The organism is Brassicibacter mesophilus, assembly GCF_050433385.1.
Lineage (GTDB): Bacteria > Bacillota > Clostridia > Tissierellales > Proteiniboraceae > Brassicibacter > Brassicibacter mesophilus.
In genome coordinates, this window is sequence record NZ_JBNPXI010000004.1 from 16,936 (window position 1) to 39,567 (window position 22,632).

Sequence of the window (22,632 nt, forward strand, 5' to 3'; positions counted from 1 at the left end):
CAAAAACCAGACGTTTAATAAAATAGTTAAGCCTAAGGTATCAAGAATGATACTTAGGCTTAATTACTTTTATTTATCAAGCAAGAACTGCTCCCACTTGTGTAAAGTTAAATTTTGGCATAATAATTGCTATTGAAATATATAACATATTAAGGAATAAGGCAGAGGTGATGATTTTGGAAGGTAAAGTATTTAATATCATGAAATATTCTATACATGATGGGCCTGGAATTAGAACAACAGTTTTCTTAAAAGGCTGCCCTCTAAGCTGTTGGTGGTGTCACAATCCTGAAAGTCAAGAAACAAAAGAGCAGCTTATGCTATTCCCAAATCGTTGCATTGGATGTAAAGTCTGTATAGAGATATGTGAGTATGATGCCATAAAAGAAACAAATGGTATAATTTGTACAGACAAAAAAAAGTGTATAAATTGTGGCGACTGTACTGTAGAGTGTTATGCAGAAGCTAGGGAGATGGCAGGAAGGACTATGACTGCTAGTGATGTACTAGCCCAAGTATTAGGAGATAAGGATTTTTATCAGCAGTCTAAGGGTGGTGTAACATTTTCTGGAGGAGAACCTTTGATGCAGTCTAGTTTTCTAATCATGCTTCTAGGCGAATTGAAAAAGCTGGGGATACATACAACAGTTGATACTAGTGGTTTCACATCAAGACAAACAATAGAAGAAGTAAGTCCGCTAGTTGATTTATTCCTATATGACTTAAAGCATATGGATCCTGTTAAGCATGAAAAGTACACTGGAGTACCAAACCAAATAATATTAGAAAATCTTAGATATATTATCAGTATAGGGAAAGAGGTAATTATCAGAATACCTATTATACCAGGAATAAACGATAGCAAAGAAGATTTAGAGGCTTTTAGAGACTTTATCAAAACCCTGCATAACGTAAAAGAAGTAGCCTTGTTACCTTATCACAAAATCGGCCAGGAAAAATACAATAGACTTGGAAAGTCATATAAGATGTTAGATGTTCAAGAACCCACTCAGGAAGCGATGGAGCTTGCTGTTCAAATAATCAAAAACTGTGGTGCAAATGTCAAGATAGGGGGATAACTTCATGAATGAAAGAGTAAAAATTTTGAGACAAAAGAGCTTAGATGCTGTTCCTACTATATCTGTGGAAAGAGCACAAATAGTAACAAATGCTTACAAGAAATATTATGGAAAGGTTTCAATTCCTGTTCTAAGAGCATTAACATTTAAAGAACTTATGGAGAAAAAGACTATATGCATAAATGGAGGAGAGCTTATTGTAGGAGAAAGAGGTCCACGGCCTAAAGCTACTCCAACGTATCCAGAACTGTGCTGCCATACAGTAGAAGATTTTGATACTATTGATAAAAGAGAAAAAGTATTTTTTAGAGTAAACGACTTGTCAAAAAAGATTCAAGAAGAAGAGATAATACCTTTCTGGAAAGGTAAATCAATGAGGGACTTACTTTTTGCTCAAATGTCAGAAGATTGGAAAGATTGCTACGATGCAGGAATCTTTACCGAGTTTATGGAGCAAAGAGCCCCTGGGCATACAGTAGGAGATGAAAAAATATTTAACAAAGGTTTTTTAGAGTTTAAAAGAGAAATACGGCAAGAAATTGAAAAGCTTGATTTCATCAATGATTTAGATGCGTATGACAAAAATGAACAGCTTAAAGCAATGGAAATATGCTGTGATGCCATAATTACTTTTGGCAAAAGACATGCAAAAGAAGCAAAAAAACTTGCTGAGCTAGAAGAAAATCCAGAGAGAAAAAAAGAGCTAATGGAAATATTTGAAATATGCAACCACGTTCCAGCCAATAGTCCAAGAGATTTTCGGGAAGCACTTCAGGCCTACTGGTTTGTACATCTTGCTGTAATAACTGAGCTTAACACATGGGATGCATTTAACCCAGGCAGACTCGATCAACATCTTTACCCATATTATAAAAAGGGAATAGAAGAAGGAACCTTAACTGCAGAGAAAGCAAAAGAGCTTTTACAGCTTTTCTGGGTTAAATTTAATAACCAGCCAGCTCCTCCTAAAGTAGGCGTAACACTGAAAGAGAGTGGCACCTATACAGACTTTGCAAATATAAATTGCGGGGGATTAAAAATAGATGGCAGTGATGGAGTAAATGACATCAGCTATATGATGCTTGAAGTAATAGATGAAATGAGACTTTTACAGCCAAGCTCAAATATTCAGCTAAGTAGAAAAAGTCCAGACCACTTCCTTAAAAAAGCCAGTGAAATAATAAAAAAAGGATGGGGACAGCCATCAATATTCAATGCTGACTCTGTAATAGAGGAAATGTTAAGGCAAGGTAAGTCTATTGAAGATGCAAGATGTGGAGGTACTAGTGGCTGTGTAGAAACAGGAGCCTTTGGAAAAGAAAGCTTTATACTAACAGGTTACTTTAATTTAGTAAAAGTATTAGAAATAACCTTAAACAATGGTTTAGATCCTATGACTGACAAGAAAATAGGTCTAGATACAGGAAAACCAAGAGAATTTGAAAGCTTTCAAGAGCTTATGTATGCATTTAAAGAGCAAATACATCACTTTATAGAAATAAAGATGCGAGGAAATAATATTATTGAAAAACTATATATGAAGTATATGCCTTCACCATTTTTATCAATTATAATAGACGATTGTATAGAAAATGCCAAGGACTATAATGCTGGTGGGGCAAGGTATAACACAATGTATATACAGGGTGTAGGTATAGGTACACTAACAGATAGCTTAAGTGCAATAAAATATCACGTATATGATAATAAGACATTGACTTTAGACGACCTTTTAGATGCTCTGAAGAACAATTTTGAAGGAAAGGAACGTATTAGACAGCTACTCTTAAACAAGACACCAAGGTATGGAACCGATAATGACTATGCAGACGACTTGATGAGAGAAGCCTTTAATGCCTTTTATGATGCAGTAAATGGAAGGCCAGCTGTAAAAGGCGGGACCTATAGGATAAATATGCTTCCTACTACCTGTCATGTGTATTTTGGTTCTGTAACGGGAGCAACACCAGATGGAAGAAAAGCTTTCACACCTCAGTCAGAGGGTATATCACCAGTTCAGGGCACTGACAAATTAGGACCAACAGCAGTCATTAAATCTGCATCAAAAATGGATCACCTAAGAACTGGAGGAACTCTATTGAACCAAAAATTCTCACCATCATTACTAAACAATGACGAAGGAATAGAAAACCTAATGCATCTTGTTAGAGCGTATTTTAAACTAGACGGACATCATATACAGTTCAATGTCATAAATGCTGATACCCTAAGAAAAGCACAGAAAAATCCTGAGCAGCATAAGGATTTAATAGTAAGAGTTGCAGGTTATAGTGATTATTTCAATGATTTGACCGAGGAGCTGCAAAATGAAATCATAGCAAGAACAGAACACAAAGGATTTTGATGACTAGGGCTTGATTAGGTGGAAGGCACTAATTTATTAGAATAGAGATTAGCAGTCCTTTTTTTGAGACACAATATGTACCAGTTTTGGTACATATTGTGTCTTTTGTTCGTAAAATCCTCAGAATTCTTGAATTTAATATTGGCAAGGATATTGCAAATAAATTATAGGAAAACGATTTCAAAAATTAATACATTTTAAAGGGGGATACTATGAAATAAGTTTTTGAAGTAATTTTTTTAACAATTATAAAGTTATGCAACTGACTAATTATACTTTAACTATAGGGGGGAAGAGGATGGCAAAATTTATATTAAAGAGGCTTACTTACGGTATTTTTACTATATTCATAATAATTACAATAACCTTCTTTTTAATTCATGCAGTTCCTGGAGATCCAATGGGGGCTGGTGCAAAACATTTGCCAGAAAATGCTTTGAATGCATTTGAAGCAAAGTATGGACTGGATAAGCCAGTAATTGTACAGTACGGCATGTATCTCAAAAGATTAATTCTTAAGGGAGATTTAGGAGATTCATTAGTATATGTAGGAAGATCAGTAAATGAAAGCATAAAGAAATACGCTCCTATTTCAGCTGTAATAGGAGGCCAAGCTTTCGTGTTTGAGATTATTCTCGGACTAGGGCTGGGAATTATTGCTGCTCTGAAAAGAGGTAAGTGGTTAGATCAACTAATAATGTTTTTGGTAATACTCGGAATATGTATACCGGGGTTTGTTTTTGCATCTTTACTTCAGTATGTTTTTGGAGTTAAAGCAGGGATACTCCCTATTTTCGGATGGGGAGAATATAGGCATACTATATTGCCTTCTTTGGCATTAGCATTAGGAGGTATAGCATCTTACACAAAATACATGAGAAATAGTACCCTTGGAGTAATAGGAGAGGACTACATATTAACTGCTGAAGCAAAAGGGCTTAAGTCTATAACTATAATCTGGAAGCATGTAATAAGGAATGCTATTATTCCGATTATTACTTTAATAGGACCTCACATTTTATTTATCTTTACAGGAGCTTTTGTAATAGAGTCAATCTTTGGAATACCCGGATTGGGAGCTTATTTTGTACTATCTGTAAATGATAGCGACTATACTATGATTTTAGGACTAACTATTTTTGTAGCGATTTTGTATATTCTTTCTCTCATATTAGTTGACATATTATATGGGATAGCAGATCCAAGAATAAGAGTAGGAAAGAAAAAGTAAGGAGGTTATACCATGATTGAAGCTATAGAGCAAGACATAAAAGTTACAGAAGATAAATTCGTAATCATAGGCTGTGAAGATCAAGACTCAGAAAAGATATCGCGGCCTAGTATTACTTATTGGCAGGATGCATGGAGAAGATTTAAAAGTAATAAAGTTGCTATAGGTGCAGCAATATTGCTTGCATTAATTATATTATTGACTATATTTGGTCCAGCTATTTCTAGCTATAAATTTGATACTATGAATCCCGATGCTACTAATTTACCTCCTAGCAGTGATCATTGGTTTGGAACAGATGATATGGGAAGAGACATTTTTACTAGAGTATGTATGGGAGGAAGGGTTTCTATAATAATTGGACTCTTATGTACTTTGGTAATGATTACTCTTGGAGTTATTTATGGTGGTGTAGCAGGATATCTTGGAGGAACAGTTGATGATGTCATGATGAGAATAGTGGAAATAATAGGAAGTGTACCATATCTGGTTTTAGTTATACTCATATCATTGATACTTGGAAGAGGAATGTTTGCTTTAGTTATTGCTATGACTATAACATCATGGGGTGGAGTTGCACGATTAGTAAGAGGCCAAGTCTTACAGCTAAGAGAAAAAGAATATATTCTTGCTGAACAAGCACTAGGAGCTAGTCCAAGCAGAATTATCCTAAAACACTTACTGCCTAATACATTTAGCTTAGTAATAGTTCAAATATTATTTGCAGTTCCAGGTTTTATATTTAGCGAGGCTTTTTTAAGCTATATAGGATTAGGAATTCAGCCTCCTGATACTAGCTGGGGGGCTTTGGCATCAGGGGCTCAACAATTTTTGATGTTTTATCCTTATCAATTGTTTTTCCCTTGTTTATTTATAAGCTTGACTATGCTTTCATTTAACCTTATGGGTGATGGATTGAATGATGCACTTGATCCAAGATTACGCCAGTAGATTGAGGGGGAGAACTGAATGGAGAAAATATTAGACGTAAAAGATTTAAGAGTGTCTTTTAAGACATATGCTGGAGAAGTTCAAGCAGTAAGAGGGGTAAGCTTTCATTTAAATAAAGGTGAGGTTTTAGCTATTGTAGGGGAATCAGGATGCGGAAAAACAGTTACTTCTAAAGCTATTATAAAATTATTACACACTCCTCCTGCTGAAATTAAAAAAGGTTCACAAATAATATTTCAAGACAAAGATATATTGAAAATGGATAAAAGGGCAATAAGAAGTATTAGAGGATCTGAAATATCTATGATATTTCAAGATCCAATGACATCTCTTAACCCAACTATGAAGGTAGGTAAGCAAATAGCAGAAAGCCTTATTACACATAGAGGACTGAATAAAAAAGAAGCATTGAAAAAAGCGGTAGAAATGCTAGAGACTGTTAATATCCCAAATGCAAAAGAACGTGCTAATCAATACCCACATGAATTTTCAGGTGGAATGAGACAGCGTGCTATGATTGCTATTGCACTAGCGTGTAATCCTAAAATACTTATTGCGGATGAACCAACTACAGCTCTTGATGTTACTATTCAAGCGCAAATAATGGATTTGATAAAAGAACTACAAAGAAATCTTGATATGGCTGTTATACTAGTAACTCATGATCTAGGTGTTGTAGCAGGTTCCGCTGATAGGATTCAAGTTATGTATGCAGGCAAAATAGTCGAGGAAGGAACTACAGAGGAGATATTTTTTAATCCTCAGCACCCTTACACTTGGGCATTATTAATGTCAGTGCCAACTATAGAAATGGGCAACAAAGAATTATTATATTCAATTAAGGGAACGCCTCCTGACTTGACAAATCCTCCTAGGGGATGTTCGTTCGCACCTAGGTGTGAATATTGTATGCCTATTTGTAATGAATTAAGTCCACAGATTACAAAAGTAAGCGAAACTCAACAGGTTTCATGCTGGTTAAAGCATGTAATGGCTCCTAAAGTAGAAACTCCAAGAGTTGTAAAGGAGGGTATCTAATGTCTAATAATGCTTTAGTTGAGGTTAAGAACTTAAAAAAATATTTTAAAGTAGGCAGAAAATCTATATTAAAAGCAGTTGATGACGTAAATTTTACTATAGAAAAAGGAAAAACATTGGGTTTAGTTGGAGAATCTGGATGCGGTAAAACTACTTGTGGTAGGACAGTTTTAGGGCTTTATGAAGCTACTTCGGGGGAAATTTTATTTGATGGATCAAATGTTCATGATTTAAACAAAGCTAACAAGAAAAAATTTGCTAAAAGAGCACAAATAATATTTCAAGATCCATATGCATCATTAAATCCTAGGATGACAGTTGGAGACATAGTTGCCTCTGGTATAGATATACATAATCTATACAAAGGCAAAGACAGAATGGATAAGATATATGAAATGTTAAACTTAGTAGGGTTAAATAAAGAACATGCATCAAGATTTTCTCACGAGTTTTCTGGAGGACAAAGACAGAGAATTGGTATAGCAAGAGCACTTGCTATAGAGCCAGAATTTATTGTTTGCGATGAACCCATATCTGCTTTAGATGTCTCCATACAAGCACAAATAGTAAACTTGCTGATTAAGCTCCAAAAAGATTTAGGCTTAACTTATCTTTTTATAGCTCATGACCTTTCTATGGTAAGACACATATCTGATAATGTAGGTGTAATGTATCTAGGACAAATAGTTGAGATAGCAAGCAGTGAAGAACTATATCAACATCCTTTACATCCATACACGAAAGCGTTGATGACAGCTATACCTATTCCTAATCCAAGGATAGAGAGGGATAAGACACGTGTGAAATTAGAAGGAGAAGTACCTAGTCCTATTAATCCTAAACCTGGTTGTAGGTTTGCAGCAAGATGTAAATATGTAAAAAAAGAATGTCATGAAGTTTTACCTGAACTAAAAGAGATAGAAAGTGGTCATTTTGTTGCTTGTCATATATTTTAATTTTAAAATTTATTATGTTTTTAACAGCCAAATAATAGCTGTTAATAAATAAAAAAACAGGGGGTAAAAATTATGAGTGGTAAAAAAATCATAGTATTTTTTCTAGTAGCTATTATGATTATGACCACATTACTAGCTGGATGTGGTAGTCAAAATGTATCAAATGATGTACCTAAAGGTACAGAAGAATCTTCATCAGGTTCAAATAGTGAAGGAGAGTCTACAGCTGATGAAGATACACCTAAAATGGATGAAAAACAGTATTTAAATTTACTAGGATATGAGCCCAAAATACTTGATTCAGGAAGATCAAGCACAGATACTTCTTGGGATGCATTTGGGCCTATAATCCAAGGATTAACTAGGGTAGAGGGAACTACCGAAGGTATCGATAATATTAAGCCAGGAATGGCAAAAAAATGGGAACATAATGAAGATGGGACAGAGTGGACTTTTTACTTAAGAGATGCAAAATGGAGCGATGGAGTTCCAGTAACAGCACATGATTTTGAATTCTCAATTAAAAGACTCTTAAATCCAGAAACAGGGTCTCCATATTCTTGGCTATTGCTTCCAGTAATAAAAGGAGCTGATGAATTTAATAGTGGCAAAGCAGGTCCAGAAGCTGTTGGGGTTAAAGCTATTGATGAAAAAACATTAAAGTTTGAATTAGTAGGACCAACACCATATTTTCTACAATTAACTTATTTTCCAGTATTAAAACCTATAAGAGAAGATATAATTGAAAAATATGGAGAAGCTTATGGAACAGAAGCAGATAAAATAGTTTGTAATGGACCATTTATATTAGAGGAATGGCAGCATCGTAGTAAATTAGTATATAAAAAGAATCCAGATTATTGGGATGCGGAAAATGTCTATATAGAAGAAATGGTATGGCATCATATGGAAGAAACAAATGCTCGTATGCAGGCACTACTTATTGGCGATATAGATTCTGCACGTGTTGTTGAGAAAGAGTGGAAAGAAAAATTTGATGCTACAGGTGATTTTAACTACATTTCTAAAAAAGGTGCTGACGTAGGATATCATATGTTCAATTGTAAAGATAAATATTTTAAAAATGCAAAGGTTAGAAAAGCTTTTTCGGCAGCTATAGATAGAGATGCATATGTAAGAGATATAACAAAAGGCACAGCTTTGCCAGGATGGTTCTATGTACCAGATTCATTAATGATTGGTGAAGAAAATTATCAAGATAAAGTAGGAAATCCTCAGTATGTAAAGAAACTATTTGATGAAGTTAAAGATCCAAAGACATTACTAATAGAAGGACTTAAAGAATTAGGAGAAGATCCTGATCCAGCTAAAATGGAAGTTAGTATGATGTTTAGAGGTACAGATGAAAATACCAAGAAAACAGGAGAATGGTATCAGCAGCAATTTAAAGAAAAGTTAGGTGTAAATCTAAAGATAGATCTTTTAAAATATAACATTGCATATGACAAACAAGAAAAAGATGAATATCAGATATTTGATACTGGATGGTTTGCAGATTACAATGATCCTAGTAACTTCCTAGATTTTTGGCACTCGCAAGAAGGGTACTACAATATTGGATGGCAAAATGAAGAATTTGATAACATAATCAAAGAAGCTCAAGCTACACTTGACAATGAAAGAAGAGCAGAGTTATTTAAGAGAGCTGAGGAAATATTAGTATATGAAGATTGTATTATAGCTCCATATGATCATGGTCAAACATCAACTTATAGAAGAAAATACGTTAAGGAATTGTATAATCCGCTATTTGGTCAGCAAGACTTCATAGGGGTATATATTTCAGGAAGAAAATAAATATTAGGGGAGAGGGATGCAAATCCCTTTCCCCCTTCCTTAACAATAAGGCATTTTGTTAAGTACAGTATTGTGCAATAAATATAAGCACTTTTAGAGGGGGATGTCCATGAAAAGAAACAGAGTGTTCAATTTAATATTGTCAATTTTCATAATATTAGGAACATTATCACCTAGTGTTTCTGCTGCTTCGCACTTTGAAGAATTAGGGCAAAGAGCTATTGCACCTGTAGAAAAAGAGGAATTTGATGGGGAAGTTTTTGTTTCAAAGCCATTAGTAATCCTTATGGATTACAAGGATTATAATCACGAACAATTAACAGAGTTTGAAGATTGGACTATAAATGGTTTTGATGGAGCACATTTCACACCAGAATTCTTTGAACAAATGTTTTTTGGGAATAATACTTATACTGGATCTGATGGAAGAGAATTCATAACTATTAACAAATTTTATAAAGAATCATCAGGAGGAAGCTTTTCTGTAGAAGGAGGAGTAGCTGGCTGGTATACTTCTGAACATAATGCTAAATATTATGGTGGAAGTCAATCTGATGCCACATACCTAGTTATGGAGGCTATAGAAAAGGCAGCAGCAGACTCTAATATAGACTTGTCACAATTTGATATTGAAGATAAATGGGATCATGATAAAGATGGGAATTACTACGAATCGGATGGAATAATAGATACATTGATTATAGTACATGCTGGTAAAGGTGAAGAATGGGGAAATTCGCTGGGGGAAGATGCTATATGGCCATTTAGAGCAGGATTAACATGGTATAATACTACAAATTATGAAATGTATGAAGTAACAGATGGACAGGGAAGAAAGTGGTTAGCAGATGATTTTGTAGTAATTGAGCAAGATTTGCCATTAGATTTATTAGCACATGAATATGGTCATGTTTTAGGACTGCCTGATTTATATTCAACTGGAGGAAGCTACCCACCTGTTGAAAATTGGTCACTTATGGGGGGCAGTTATACAGGAATAATACCTGGAACATTTCCAAATGACTATGGTGCATGGTGTAAGCGATATTTGCAGGATAAATTTTCACAAATGTTTGAAAACGATGGCGAAAATAACTTTAAAGCTAATTGGCAGAACAAAGTAGCCTATGATATAGATGAAATTGATTCAGAGGGAGTAGATGTAATCTTAGATCAAACAAGCATAAAAGGTAAGAATAAAGATACTGTAAGAATTGATTTACCACAAAAAGAAACAATTATTACTACACCTCCTAGTGGTGAATATGCATATTTTAGTGGCAAGGGTGATAATCTACTAAATTATATGACTACGGTAGTAGATATGGTATATGCACCTAATACTACAGTAGTTGACTATGTATATGCATCTGATGTCAAATTATCATTTAAAACTTGGTATGATATAGACCCAGGCTTTGATTTCTGTTCAGTACAAGTTAGAGAAAATGATAAAGAAGAGTGGACTGCAATAGAAGGTAATATAACTACAACAGAGGTAGATGATTGGGTAAAAGAAAATGAATCAGAAGAAGAAATAAGAGAAAGAAATCCAGGATACGGCATAACTAATGATTCAGGTGGCCAGTGGGTTGATGCAGAATTTGACTTAAGTCAATATACAGGGAAGAAAATAGAACTAAGATTCCGTTGGCGTACAGATAGCAACACGCCTGAACAAGGCATATATATTGATGATATTAAAATAACAGCAAATGGAGAAGAAATACTGTTTGATGATGCAGATGGAGAAGAGAAATTCACCTTAGAAGGATTCGAAAAAAATGATGGAAAAGTTTCATCGCAACACTACTATTTATTAGAGTGGCGCAACAATACTGGTGATATAGATAAGCTTTATACAAGTTGGAGTGAAACCCAAGTTTATGATCCAGGACTTGTTATATGGTATATAGATGAAATGTGGATTGGCGGTGGGCAAAGACCAGACCAAAATACAGCAGAACATCCAGGGCGTTGCTTTGCTGGCGTGGTAGATGCAGGACAAGAACCAGTGGTGTATGAATATACTTCAGGAGATGGTGGCGTAGATAGAGTTGGATATCAAATGTATGACGCTGCATTTAGCTTAAGAGAAAATTCTGGCTATTATATATCAGGCAGTAACTATGAGGTGTGGGACTCAGATATAACTCCAAAGCCAATGTTTGATGACAGCAGAGACTATAGAAGTTTAAAAGCTTACCCAGAAGCAGGCCTTATCTTGCCTGAGTATGATCTAAGGATTTTTGTTGCAGAAGAAAGCAAGGATAGGAGTACAGCTAGAATTCATATAATGAGATCAGACATAGAGTCTACTTACTCAAATGATCGAGAAGAAGCTATGAAAATTGACAGTGTCGACATTGATGGCGAAAATATAATAGTTGAAGCTACAGGCATAGATGTAGAGTTAAGTGAGAAAGCTTATATAGGATATACTCATGAAGAGACAGATGAAAATAAAGAAATGAAGTTAACATTAGAAGATGGAAAATACAAAGCTCCATTATTTTCTCTCAATGCAGAAAGCGATGGGTTATGGAAAGTTAGCTTCATTATCTTAGAAGATACAGAAGGAAATGCAAGAGCTTTCTATAATTCAAAGTTGTATTCGGGCTATGGAATAGACTTAAGTGGTGGGGATTTTGAAAAATCAGAAGGACAATATCCAGCTAAACTAGCAGATATAAAAATACAATCAACTAAATCAAAGATAACAAAAGGAGCAAGCTTGCAATTAAAATTAACTGGAACAATGGATGATGGCTCAACTGCAACAGAAGAAGATTTATCAGGAGTTAAATGGAGCAGCTCAGATTCAAAGACTGCAACAGTTGACCAAAATGGACTAGTTAAAGGAATATTAGAAGGTACATTAACAGTTACTGCAAAAATTGGAGGTTTGGAAGACAGAATTGAGATAAAAGTAGTTCGAAAAAGCTATGATAAAGAAGATAAAAAAGATAAAGAAAATAAAAAAGAAGAAGTTGATGCCAAAGCTGAAACAAGAAGTGATGAAGAGAGTATAGAGTTTGAAGATGTTGGACCAGATTTTGAATGGGCAAAAGAGGCAATAAATGAATTAGCAAAAAGAAACATAATTGAAGGAGCAGGTAATAATAACTTTAAACCGAAAGACAATATAACAAGAGCAGCATTTGCAAAAATAATAGTAAAAGCATTTGGTCTTGAGAGCACTGAAAATATAACAATATTTAAAGATGTATCAGAAAGGGACTGGTATAGCGAGTTTGTATATATAGCAGCAAGCAAAGGGTTAATAGTTGGGCATAACAATGAGTTTAGGCCTAACGATGAGATAACAAGAGAAGAAATGGCAGTAATCATAGCTAGAACATTACAATGTGTAATGCCAGGTCAATACACAGGAGCTACCTTAGACTTTGAAGACGATGAAGCAATATCAGATTGGGCAAAAGAATCTCTATCAATAGTATCGTCAAATGGAATCATTGAGGGAATAGAAAACGGAAGGTTTGCACCAAAAGAATTAGCAACTAGAGCTCAAGCTGCAGTAATAGTTTATAGATTACTCAAAATTGCTAAATTACTATAGGCTCCATATTATAGGTAACATACACTTAACTTATTAACTTTTGATTTTTTCTTCCCCAAGAAGAGGAAGTCTCTGAATAGAGGCTTCTTTTTCTTTTTATACATTTCAAACTATTGACAAATAAAACAACATGCGTTATATTAATAAAAGTATAACGCGTTAAACGATAAATAAATGCTTTAATTTTTGCCATTGTTATACTACACAAAATATAGCGTATGAGGTGAAATACATGAAAAAGACTAAGAAAGTGATTTGTTGTTTTATGATCATAGCACTATTATTCAGTTTAGCAGCATGTAACACAGACACTCCGAAATCAGATAATACTGCTTTAAAAGAGTCTCCAAGTACAGATACAAGTGAAATAAAAACTTTGCTAGTCTATTGTGGAGCAGGATTAAAAAAGCCTATGACAGAAATAGCAGGAATATTTGAAAAAGAGTACAATGTAAAAATCGACTATACGTTTGCAGGTTCTGCACAGCTATTATCACAAGCAGAGTTAAGTAAAAAAGGAGATATATTCATTGTAGGCTCTATGGATTCATACAATGTAGCACTTGAAAAAGAGTTAGTATTTAAAGGAAAGCCAGTTGCATATCATATTCCTGTCATTGGTGTGCCAAAAGGAAATCCGGCTAATATCAAAACCTTAGAAGACATGACTAAACCAGGTATCAAGGTTATCCTTGGAGATGAAAAGGCTAATGCAATAGGTAAAGCAGCTCAAAGAATAATAAAAAGCTCTAAACTGGAAGGTATCAACACTAATGTAGTCGCAAAAACTGCTACAGTAAACGAACTAGGTGTTCATCTTAGCATGAAAGATGTAGATGCATCTATTGTCACATTAGATTTAGCAGTAAACAATGATGATGTAGAATACATAGAAATACCAGAAGACATAAACTCTATAGAGACAATACCAGTAGGGACATTAAAAAACTCCCAAGACACCGAGTTATCAAATAAATTTGTAGATTTCGTATCATCGGAAGAAGGAAAAACAATTTTCGAAAAGCATGGATTCCCACCAGTAAAAAAATAATGAAGGCTGGTTGACATGAATAGGAGATTAAATAGCATATTTACTATTTTTATCATAACAATATTATCAATAGTAACACTATTTACATTTACCCCTCTTGCACTGATCATAGTAAGAGGGGTAGTAAATCTAAAATCTGCCCTACAGTCTAATGAGATAATATTTTCAATCAATTTAAGCTTTAAAACAGCTATTATATCCACGGTAATATGTTTATTTTTTGCATTGCCGACTTCATATGGTTTATCAAGATATGAATTTCCACTCAAAAAAGCTATTTCAACAATGATATATTTACCAATGTCATTTCCACATCTAGTATCTGGGATAGCTTTGCTACTGATTTTTGCTAACACAAGCATTGGAGCTTTTTTGTCTAAATGGGGCTTAGATTTTGTATTTACGGTCAATGGCATAATAGCAGCACAAATTTTTGTAAACATGCCATACATGGTAAAGATGTTGAAAAACAGCTTTGACAATGTAAATTCTAAAACAGAGTTTATAGCACGAACGTTAGGGTGTAACAAATGGCAATCATTTTTTCATATAACACTTCCATTGATAAAAAAAGGAATGATATCAGCTATTGTCATGACGTGGTCGAGAGCGTTAGGAGAATTTGGAGCTGTAATGATGCTTGCAGGAGCTACTAGATTTAGGACTGAAACTTTACCTATTGCTATATTTTTAAACATATCAACTGGAGATTTAGATATAGCAATAGCTATAGCCACTATACTAATAATTATCTCAACTACTTCAATTTTGATATTTGAGGTACTAGATAAAGAATAATACAATATATATTAAAGAGGTCTTATCATGCTTAATATAAAGAATTTAAAGTTGAAACTAGGAGAATTTCAGCTTAATAATATATGCTTAGACGTAAAATTAAATGAATACTTTATACTTCTAGGTCCCAGTGGCTCAGGCAAAACGGTACTATTAGAGACTATAGCGGGACTGTATAAACCAGCCGGTGGCGAAATACTGTTTAATGCTTCAAACCTGTCAAATCTAGTTCCAGAACAGAGGAATATAGGGTTTGTATATCAGCAGTATGAACTATTTCCACATATGACTGTGGAACAAAATATTGCCTTTGGCTTAAAGATTAGAAAGATAGATAAATATATTATAAAAAGCAAGCTAGATGAATTAGCAGAACTATTTAATATTGGACATTTGCTCAAACGCAGTCCACAAAATTTAAGTGGGGGCGAAAAGCAAAGAATAGCATTAGCAAGAGCACTGATAATATCACCAGATATACTGCTATTAGATGAGCCCTTAAGTGCACTAGATCCATTAAATAGAGACATGCTTAGAAATGAGCTTAAGAAAATTCATGAAAGCTTTAAAGCTACAATAATACATGTAACACATGATTTGAACGAAGCTTTGTATCTTGCAGACAGAATAGGAATAATGTATAACGGGGAACTATTACAAGTGGGTTCAAAAGAAGAAATAATTCAAAATCCAAGCTGTGACTATATTTTAAAGTTTTTAAATATTAATCAAAGGAGATGACTAAATGGAGTTTTATAGGAGCATAAAAGAAACGCTAAATGGAATAGTCATTAAAAACGATCTAATGGACGAGGCGGTAAAAATAACTACTAGAGTACTAAAGCCAATAGAAGCCATAGGAGAAACAGAAAGAAAATATTATCCCCTATTAAAGGGTAAAGAATTCTTGATAAATGCAGAACTAAAAGGATGTGTTGGTCAAGCGTTTACAGATGAACCTACTGATTACAGTGGGAGTATCAAAGATGTTATGTCATTAGACTTAGAATTTAACAGAAATAAAGCCATATTCATAGCATCACTCAATGCTATCTTTAGATACCTAGATATGATAGATAAAACAGTTCACTGTAAAAATGAACAACCAGAGATATGTGCAAAGAAGATAAAAGAATATATAAAGGACAAATATGGTGATGTGAAAATAGGACTCGTAGGTTTTCAGCCAGCTATACTAGACAACATTAGAACTGAATTCTCAGTAAGAGTATTAGACTTAGATGCAGACAACATAGGAAAAGAAAAGTATGGAATAGTAGTAGAAGACGGCAGTATAGCATTTAAAGATGTAATAGAATGGGCAGATATAATATTAGCAACAGGAAGTACAATTGGCAATGGAACTATAGTCAACTTCTTAAACCTAGATAAACCAGTACTGTTTTTTGGCACAACAATCGCAGGAGTAGCACAGATAAAGGGACTAGACAGAGTCTGTTTCTGTGCAGAATAATTTATTAACTTTGAGTCAAGGGGTTTTCTCTTGACTCAACTTCTTTTTTGAGAAAAATTTCCTTTCATATAACCTGTACTTCCTGAATAGAATGTAATTAGCATAATTTAAATTAAATATGAATAAAAAAGAACGTCTATGCGGTGAAGATATTGTAAGTATGTATAAAACAAAAGGAGAAATAAGGGGGAAGGACATGAAGGAAATAGGAGTATACATTATCTTTATATTATTTATCACCATATTGATTCCGTTTGGGTTAGTTAAAGGATGTGATGGTATAGAAGATAAGGATGAACCAGTAAAAAGGATAGAAGTAGAAGAAAATAATGATGCTTTAAAAATATATAATTCAAAAACAAATGAAATAGAGGAGATAGAATTAGAAGAATACATAAAAGGCGTAGTAGCTGCAGAGATGCCAGCAGCATTTGATATAGAAGCACTGAAAGCACAAGCAGTAGCAGCAAGAACATATGCAGTTAGTAGAATAGAACGGTTTGGAGATGGTCATCCAGATCATCCTCAGTCACCGCTTTGTACAGGTATCCATTGTCAAGCATGGCTTTCCTTAGATGAGCTTAAGCAGGCTCATGGTGATAAGTGGGCGAATGAATACTGGCCTAAAATAAGAGAGGCAGTAGATAGCACAAAAGGCGAAGTATTGATGTTCGATGAGGAATTAATAGAGCCATTATTCCACTCCACAAGCGGAGGCATGACGGAAGACTCAGAGGATGTATTTGTATCAGCAAAACCTTATCTAAGAGCAGTTGAGAGTCCATACGAGGAAGATGCACCAAAATTCAAAGATTCAATGAAAATATCTTTTAACGATTTTGTAAAAAAGGTAAATAGTAAGTATCCAAATACAAATATAACTAAGTCTAATATTACACAAATGATAAAAGTAGCAGAAAAGAGTGAAACAGGAAGAATAAAACAGCTGATGATAGGTGACGATCTAGTTAGTGGTAGAGACTTTAGAACATTGTTTAATCTCAATTCAACAAACTTTAAAATCAATATGATAGGAGATCAAATACAAATAGAAACAATAGGCAATGGTCACGGAGTAGGTATGAGTCAATGGGGTGCTAATGGAATGGCCAAAAACGGCAACTCCTACGAACAGATACTAAAGCACTATTATACAGGTGTAGAAATAGAGAATATAGACGAAAAATAAAAAAAGCTTCTATTAAAGCATTAATATATTAAGGTAGCCTTTTTTGAAACTCATTTAACGGAAGGTTTATATTAAGGAAAGCTAGCACTTTCCTATGAGTTATAAAGTGAGTCACGGGACGATCCCGTGACTCACTTTGCTGCTTTTAGTACTTGTAGTCTAATCTCTTGATTTTCAACTTTATCAGATAAGTTTTCTAGCTTTTCTCTTATATCGTTAATGCCCTCAATACTTTGCTTGTAGCCATCGTATAAGGCCTTGATGTCATTCTTTATTTCAACTTCCATTCTAGTCATATTGTTTTCTAGCTTTCTTACATCATCTTTAGTAGCCATGATTTTCTTCATGTCCTGCATCTCGGATTGCATTCCCTGTATATCAGTTTTCATGCCTTGCATCTCGGATTGCATTCCCTGCATATCAGTTTTCATGCCATGCATTTCAGTATAGACTTTTTGAAACTCAGACTTCATATCTTTCTTCATGTCCTGCATTTCAATATACATCTTTTCCATTAGGTCAAAGATTTTTTCTTCCACAACCATCAACCCCAATATAGTTTATTAAGTATCAACACTATTTTATCACTAGCTATATGCTTATGCAAATGAAAACTGAGATATAGTATATTTTTTTAAAAATTTTAAAAAAAATTATAATACATGTATTAAATACTAAATTTTGGTCACAATAACTAATGGAGGTGAGGCACATGGACGAGTTAAATGGAGGTCCAAACCAAAATAATGACAAAAAGCCTCTGTGGAGCAGAGCTTCAAAGGGCTTGAAAAAATTAGTAGATAAAGATGGCTTTTATATTATCTTATTCATTTGCATATGCATAGTAGCAACAACCGCAGTATGGGTTTCAAAAAATAATATAGATAAGTCAAGAGAATATGGCCTTAACGAGTACCCGGATATACAACAAGATATTGAAGACAGCGAAGAAGCAGCTGTAGATAAAGAACCGGATGTAGCACTCGTTGAGATAGATGAAGAAACTAAAGATACAAAAGATAACGGGGCGGCGGCCTCAGAAGAACAGAAGACAAAATCTATACCAGCGTCAACTAGCTTAGCACAACAGAGTAAACAGACCGAGCAAAAAGCTATGATGATCCCGCTGATGGGGAAAGTAAGTTTAGATTATGCAGAAGATAAACTAGTTTACTCAAAGACTCTTGAGCAATGGACAACACACAATGGGATAGATATAGAAGCCAAAGAAGGAAGCGTAGTAAAAGCAGCACTAGATGGTGTAGTAAGTCAGATTAAGAAAGATGAAACCATAGGAATAATAATAACAATAGACCATGCCAATGGATTGCAGACAAAATATGGCAATCTTTCCACGGATGAAATGGTTAAGATAGGTCAAGAAGTGAAAAAAGGAGACGCAATAAGCGGCGTTGGGAAAGGTACAGGATATGAAATGGTAGAAGGGCCTCATCTGCATTTTGAGGTTTTACAAGATGGGAAAAACATAGACCCAAAAGCATTTCTTCCAAAGTTTAAATAAGAAATAAACTGCATAAGAATTTATTTAATGTTAGAGCATAAGAGTTCTAATATATGGTTTATCAGCATAAGTATTTAGAAAAAGACTCTAATTATTTTGGAAAATACCGTCAAAGGGGGTTAAATTTTGTGAAAGACTATATAGAGGAAAGAGCACTTGAAATCGCAAATTATATAATAAATGAAAGAGCTACAGTACGACAAACTGCCAGTGTTTTTGGTGTAAGTAAGAGCACAGTACATAAGGATGTAACAGAACGCCTTCCTAGGATAAACCCTCTTGTTGCAGGCAAGGTTAAAAATGTACTAGACATGAACAAAGCCGAAAGACATATCAGAGGCGGAAAAGCAACAAAGATGAAGTACAAAGCAATTAATCACTAATGAACTTTAAGATAATTTAATATATAATTAAACAAAAAATATTATTTCTCGGCTAGAGAGATAATATTTTTTGTTTTGTAATAAAAAAATAGAGGAATTTTGGAAAATTTATAGAACTATTCCATATGCGAAAGTTGTGTACATATGTCGATAATTAAAATAACTTAAATAATATATCATAATAATATGGAAAGCGAGGTTGAATTATGTTTTCATTTAGATCAGACATGGGAATAGATTTAGGTACTGCTAGTATATTAGTATACATAAAGGGCAAGGGAATAGTACTACAAGAGCCATCAGTAGTTGCAATAGACAAAAACACAAACAAGCTATTAGCAGTAGGAGAAGAAGCTAGAAGGATGCTCGGAAGAACTCCAGGAAATATAGTTGCTATAAGACCGTTACGAGATGGGGTTATATCTGATTATGAAGTGACAGAAAGAATGTTAAAATATTTCATAGAGAAGGCAGCAGGCAAAATGTTATTCAAGCCTAGAATCATAGTTTGCGTGCCAAGCGGAGTAACAGAGGTAGAAAAGAGGGCAGTATTAGATGCTAGTAATCAAGCAGGAGCAAGAAAGACCTATTTAATAGAAGAGCCTATAGCAGCAGCTATAGGAGCGGGACTGGACATAACAGAGCCTAATGGGCACATGATAGTAGATATCGGAGGAGGAACTACTGACGTAGCAGTAATATCATTAGGTGGTATAGTAGTTAGCAAATCGTTAAAAGTAGCAGGAGATACATTTGATGAAGCAATCGTAAGATATATAAGAAAGAAGCACAATGTAATGATAGGAGAAAGAAGTGCAGAGGAACTAAAAATAAACATAGGAACTGCATTCCCTAGGGCCAAAGACATAGCTATGGATATAAGAGGAAGAAACCTAGTAACTGGACTTCCTAAAACAATAAAAGTTACATCCGATGAGATGCTAGAGGCATTAGAAGAGCCTGTAACTTCAATAGCCGATACAGTACATGCAGTGCTAGAGAAAACTCCGCCAGAGCTAGCTGCAGATATAGGAAACACAGGCATGGTAATGACAGGTGGAGGTTCACTATTATGGGGGCTAGATAAGCTTATAAGTAAGCGTACAGGAATACCTGTGCACATTGCTGAAGATCCAATATCATGTGTAGCTATAGGAACAGGAAAGGCACTTGAGTGGGTAGATGTATTAGAAAATAACGTATTATCAGATGATCAAAGAAAAAGAAGCTATGAGTAGGAGTGAGATAAATGAATAATTCTTTGTATATAGCAGCATCAGCATTACGTACCAACCAGCAAACAATAGACGTCATATCAAACAACTTAGCTAACACTAATACAACAGGATATAAAAAAGACCTAGTTATATCAGAGGCGTTTCCTGAAGTATTGTTGAGTAAAATAAACGATAGAATTGATATGGACAACCACAGACCGTTTAAAGGCATAAATGTAGAGCAAAATGAAGATATTTTTTCTTTATCTACAGATTCAGGGTACTTTAAAGTAAAGACACCTGCAGGCAATGGATACAGCAGAAGTCTTCAATTTACAGTAGATGACAACGGATATCTTAAGACATTCTACAGAACAATAGATGATGATATAAAGTCTGATGGAGAAAACTTTGTTCTAGGGAAAAATGGACCTATAAGAGTAGAAGACAAGAACATAGAAATAGATGCTCAAGGCAATGTCATATCTAATGGTCAGATAATAGACAATCTGATGATATTCCCTCCATTTAGCGTAATAGGTACAACAAGCGGCGGAGTTAGATTAGATAGGATTTCCACAGATTTTACTGAAGGTACAACATTAGAGACTGGAAATAGCTTAGACTTTGCACTAAGAGGAGATGGATTCTTCAAGGTCCAAACAGACAATGGGGAGATGTACACAAGAGACGGTTCATTTTCACTCAACAACAGAGGAGAACTAGTTACAAAGGAAGGATACTTTGTATTAGGAAAATATGGTTCGATAGTACTAGACGATAATAGTTTCACCATAAGCAGCAATGGTGATATAATAAAAGAAGGACAAGTAGTAGATAGTCTTGATATAGTACAAATAGGAAATAAAGAGTATCTAAGAAAGCAAGGAAATAATCTTTACAAGATGCTTGACAATGTAGAGCCAGAAGAAAACCAATTTGATGGACAAGTACTAAGAGGCTATCTAGAAAGTACAAACGTAGATACTATAAAAGAAATGGTAAACATGATAACAGCCTTAAGAAGCTACGAATCGAGTCAAAGAGTAATCAAATCTCAAGATGAGCTCCTAGGCAAAGTAGTAAACGAATTAGGAAGAGTATAAGAAATGATATAGAGACATTTTTATGCTTGTCCACATACATATAGCTTAGAGATAAGGAGGAGTATTTGTGATACGCTCACTATGGACAGCAGCAACGGGAATGAAATCACAGCAGCTTAACATTGACACAATATCGAACAATCTGGCAAATGTTAATACAACATCATATAAAACACAGAGGGTAGAATTCAAAGATCTTTTATACTCTACAATCAAAAGATCAAATTTAAACGATGATCAGGGAAGACCTGTAAATCTAGAAGTAGGACATGGTGTGATGCCTGTAGCGACTACAAAAGACTTCCGTAAAGGCAGTCTAATAGAAACACAGAATGATCTAGACGTTGCAATAGACGGAGAAGGCTTTTTTGCAGTATCAATGCCAAACGGACAAATGAGATATACCAGGGACGGAAGCTTTAAGCTTAGTCAAGATGGAGATGAGCAAACACTAGTGACATCTGAAGGATATTTTGTTCTAAGCGAAGATGATAATGAAATAATAATAGAAACCGGAATGCATGATATAAGCATAGATCAAATGGGATACATATTAGCTAAAGACGAAGACGGAGAAATAGTTGAATTAGGCAGATTAAAATTTGTTAATTTTCCAAATCCAGGTGGACTCATAAACGATGGACAAAACCTATATGCTACTACAGTTGCATCAGGAGAAGAAGGAGCAGTAGATGCAGAGGATATGGACAGCAAAATAATACAAGGATATCTTGAAGCATCAAATGTTCAGGTAGTAGATGAAATGGTTAAGATGATAACAGCTCAAAGAGCATATGAGATAAGCTCGAAAACAATCCAAACATCTGATGAAATGCTTCAGATGGCAAATAATCTAAGAAGATAGGAAGAGTGG

At 34.5% G+C, this 22,632-nt stretch carries 19 protein-coding genes; 18 read left to right on the forward strand and 1 reads right to left on the reverse strand.

Features of this window, described 5'->3' with window-relative positions:
* Positions 1-170 precede the first annotated feature (170 nt).
* The 13 genes from HNR33_RS06760 to spoIID all read left to right on the forward strand — a co-directional run bounded on the left by HNR33_RS06760 (position 171) and on the right by spoIID (position 17,530).
* Positions 171-1,079 carry a glycyl-radical enzyme activating protein gene (locus HNR33_RS06760; RefSeq protein WP_429081898.1) on the forward strand — a complete coding sequence of 303 codons (909 nt, stop codon included), beginning with the start codon at positions 171-173 and terminating at the stop codon, positions 1,077-1,079.
* A gap of 4 nt (positions 1,080-1,083) precedes the next feature.
* Entirely contained in the window at positions 1,084-3,444 is a 2,361-nt protein-coding gene (gene hypD / locus HNR33_RS06765; RefSeq protein WP_429081542.1) for a trans-4-hydroxy-L-proline dehydratase, read from the forward strand.
* Between the two features lie 298 nt (positions 3,445-3,742).
* Entirely contained in the window at positions 3,743-4,675 is a 933-nt protein-coding gene (locus HNR33_RS06770) for an ABC transporter permease (protein ID WP_429081545.1), read from the forward strand.
* A gap of 12 nt (positions 4,676-4,687) precedes the next feature.
* Positions 4,688-5,626 (forward strand): ABC transporter permease, encoded by a 939-nt coding sequence (locus HNR33_RS06775; RefSeq protein WP_429081547.1) that lies wholly within the window; start codon positions 4,688-4,690, stop codon positions 5,624-5,626.
* Between the two features lie 18 nt (positions 5,627-5,644).
* Positions 5,645-6,664 carry an ABC transporter ATP-binding protein gene (locus HNR33_RS06780; protein ID WP_429081549.1) on the forward strand — a complete coding sequence of 340 codons (1,020 nt, stop codon included), beginning with the start codon at positions 5,645-5,647 and terminating at the stop codon, positions 6,662-6,664.
* Positions 6,664-7,620 (forward strand): ABC transporter ATP-binding protein, encoded by a 957-nt coding sequence (locus HNR33_RS06785; RefSeq protein WP_429081551.1) that lies wholly within the window; start codon positions 6,664-6,666, stop codon positions 7,618-7,620. The genes HNR33_RS06780 and HNR33_RS06785 overlap by 1 nt, the downstream gene beginning before the upstream one ends.
* 72 nt (positions 7,621-7,692) lie before the next feature.
* Positions 7,693-9,438, forward strand: a complete 1,746-nt coding sequence (locus HNR33_RS06790; protein WP_429081553.1) for a peptide ABC transporter substrate-binding protein — start codon at positions 7,693-7,695, stop codon at positions 9,436-9,438.
* Positions 9,439-9,547: 109 nt separating this feature from the next.
* Positions 9,548-13,018, forward strand: coding sequence for an immune inhibitor A domain-containing protein (locus tag HNR33_RS06795; protein WP_429081554.1), 3,471 nt, complete (start codon positions 9,548-9,550; stop codon positions 13,016-13,018).
* Positions 13,019-13,250: 232 nt separating this feature from the next.
* Positions 13,251-14,069: a molybdate ABC transporter substrate-binding protein gene (gene modA, locus HNR33_RS06800; RefSeq protein WP_429081555.1), complete on the forward strand. Its 819-nt coding sequence runs from the start codon at positions 13,251-13,253 to the stop codon at positions 14,067-14,069.
* Between the two features lie 15 nt (positions 14,070-14,084).
* Positions 14,085-14,867 carry an ABC transporter permease gene (locus HNR33_RS06805; RefSeq protein WP_429081557.1) on the forward strand — a complete coding sequence of 261 codons (783 nt, stop codon included), beginning with the start codon at positions 14,085-14,087 and terminating at the stop codon, positions 14,865-14,867.
* Between the two features lie 27 nt (positions 14,868-14,894).
* Entirely contained in the window at positions 14,895-15,608 is a 714-nt protein-coding gene (locus HNR33_RS06810; protein ID WP_429081559.1) for an ABC transporter ATP-binding protein, read from the forward strand.
* A 4-nt stretch (positions 15,609-15,612) separates the two neighbouring features.
* Positions 15,613-16,341: a Rossmann-like domain-containing protein gene (locus HNR33_RS06815; RefSeq protein ID WP_429081560.1), complete on the forward strand. Its 729-nt coding sequence runs from the start codon at positions 15,613-15,615 to the stop codon at positions 16,339-16,341.
* 118 nt (positions 16,342-16,459) lie between these two features.
* Positions 16,460-17,530, forward strand: a complete 1,071-nt coding sequence (gene spoIID, locus HNR33_RS06820) for a stage II sporulation protein D (RefSeq protein ID WP_429081563.1) — start codon at positions 16,460-16,462, stop codon at positions 17,528-17,530.
* Between the two features lie 131 nt (positions 17,531-17,661).
* On the opposite strand, the gene HNR33_RS06825 is transcribed toward spoIID, so the two are convergent.
* Positions 17,662-18,069: a hypothetical protein gene (locus HNR33_RS06825; RefSeq protein ID WP_429081565.1), complete on the reverse strand. Its 408-nt coding sequence runs from the start codon at positions 18,067-18,069 to the stop codon at positions 17,662-17,664.
* A 173-nt stretch (positions 18,070-18,242) separates the two neighbouring features.
* On the opposite strand from HNR33_RS06825, the gene HNR33_RS06830 reads away from it, so the two are divergent.
* From HNR33_RS06830 to flgG, 5 genes are all read left to right on the forward strand, one after another.
* Positions 18,243-19,052: a peptidoglycan DD-metalloendopeptidase family protein gene (locus tag HNR33_RS06830; protein WP_429081567.1), complete on the forward strand. Its 810-nt coding sequence runs from the start codon at positions 18,243-18,245 to the stop codon at positions 19,050-19,052.
* Positions 19,053-19,180: 128 nt separating this feature from the next.
* Positions 19,181-19,435, forward strand: a complete 255-nt coding sequence (gene spoIIID, locus HNR33_RS06835; RefSeq protein WP_429081570.1) for a sporulation transcriptional regulator SpoIIID — start codon at positions 19,181-19,183, stop codon at positions 19,433-19,435.
* Positions 19,436-19,641: 206 nt separating this feature from the next.
* The gene (gene mreB / locus HNR33_RS06840; protein ID WP_429081573.1) at positions 19,642-20,673 is read left to right on the forward strand and encodes a rod shape-determining protein; all 1,032 of its coding nucleotides are present in this window, start codon (positions 19,642-19,644) and stop codon (positions 20,671-20,673) included.
* An 11-nt stretch (positions 20,674-20,684) separates the two neighbouring features.
* Positions 20,685-21,758: a flagellar hook-basal body protein gene (locus HNR33_RS06845; protein ID WP_429081575.1), complete on the forward strand. Its 1,074-nt coding sequence runs from the start codon at positions 20,685-20,687 to the stop codon at positions 21,756-21,758.
* Positions 21,759-21,825: 67 nt separating this feature from the next.
* On the forward strand, positions 21,826-22,623 hold the full coding sequence (gene flgG / locus HNR33_RS06850) for a flagellar basal-body rod protein FlgG (protein WP_429081576.1): 798 nt from the start codon (positions 21,826-21,828) through the stop codon (positions 22,621-22,623).
* Positions 22,624-22,632 lie beyond the last annotated feature (9 nt).

Bases quoted from the DNA above. Each gene is read 5' to 3' on its own strand.
- HNR33_RS06830 (WP_429081567.1), top strand. From the start codon at position 18,243: ATGGACGAGTTAAATGGAGGTCCAAACCAAAATAATGACAAAAAGCCT.
- HNR33_RS06810 (WP_429081559.1), top strand. From the start codon at position 14,895: ATGCTTAATATAAAGAATTTAAAGTTGAAACTAGGAGAATTTCAGCTT.
- modA (WP_429081555.1), top strand. From the start codon at position 13,251: ATGAAAAAGACTAAGAAAGTGATTTGTTGTTTTATGATCATAGCACTA.
- HNR33_RS06845 (WP_429081575.1), top strand. From the start codon at position 20,685: ATGAATAATTCTTTGTATATAGCAGCATCAGCATTACGTACCAACCAG.
- HNR33_RS06795 (WP_429081554.1), top strand. From the start codon at position 9,548: ATGAAAAGAAACAGAGTGTTCAATTTAATATTGTCAATTTTCATAATA.
- mreB (WP_429081573.1), top strand. From the start codon at position 19,642: ATGTTTTCATTTAGATCAGACATGGGAATAGATTTAGGTACTGCTAGT.
- HNR33_RS06775 (WP_429081547.1), top strand. From the start codon at position 4,688: ATGATTGAAGCTATAGAGCAAGACATAAAAGTTACAGAAGATAAATTC.
- HNR33_RS06770 (WP_429081545.1), top strand. From the start codon at position 3,743: ATGGCAAAATTTATATTAAAGAGGCTTACTTACGGTATTTTTACTATA.
- hypD (WP_429081542.1), top strand. From the start codon at position 1,084: ATGAATGAAAGAGTAAAAATTTTGAGACAAAAGAGCTTAGATGCTGTT.
- HNR33_RS06780 (WP_429081549.1), top strand. From the start codon at position 5,645: ATGGAGAAAATATTAGACGTAAAAGATTTAAGAGTGTCTTTTAAGACA.
- spoIID (WP_429081563.1), top strand. From the start codon at position 16,460: ATGAATAAAAAAGAACGTCTATGCGGTGAAGATATTGTAAGTATGTAT.
- HNR33_RS06785 (WP_429081551.1), top strand. From the start codon at position 6,664: ATGTCTAATAATGCTTTAGTTGAGGTTAAGAACTTAAAAAAATATTTT.
- HNR33_RS06760 (WP_429081898.1), top strand. From the start codon at position 171: ATGATTTTGGAAGGTAAAGTATTTAATATCATGAAATATTCTATACAT.
- HNR33_RS06805 (WP_429081557.1), top strand. From the start codon at position 14,085: ATGAATAGGAGATTAAATAGCATATTTACTATTTTTATCATAACAATA.
- HNR33_RS06790 (WP_429081553.1), top strand. From the start codon at position 7,693: ATGAGTGGTAAAAAAATCATAGTATTTTTTCTAGTAGCTATTATGATT.
- HNR33_RS06815 (WP_429081560.1), top strand. From the start codon at position 15,613: ATGGAGTTTTATAGGAGCATAAAAGAAACGCTAAATGGAATAGTCATT.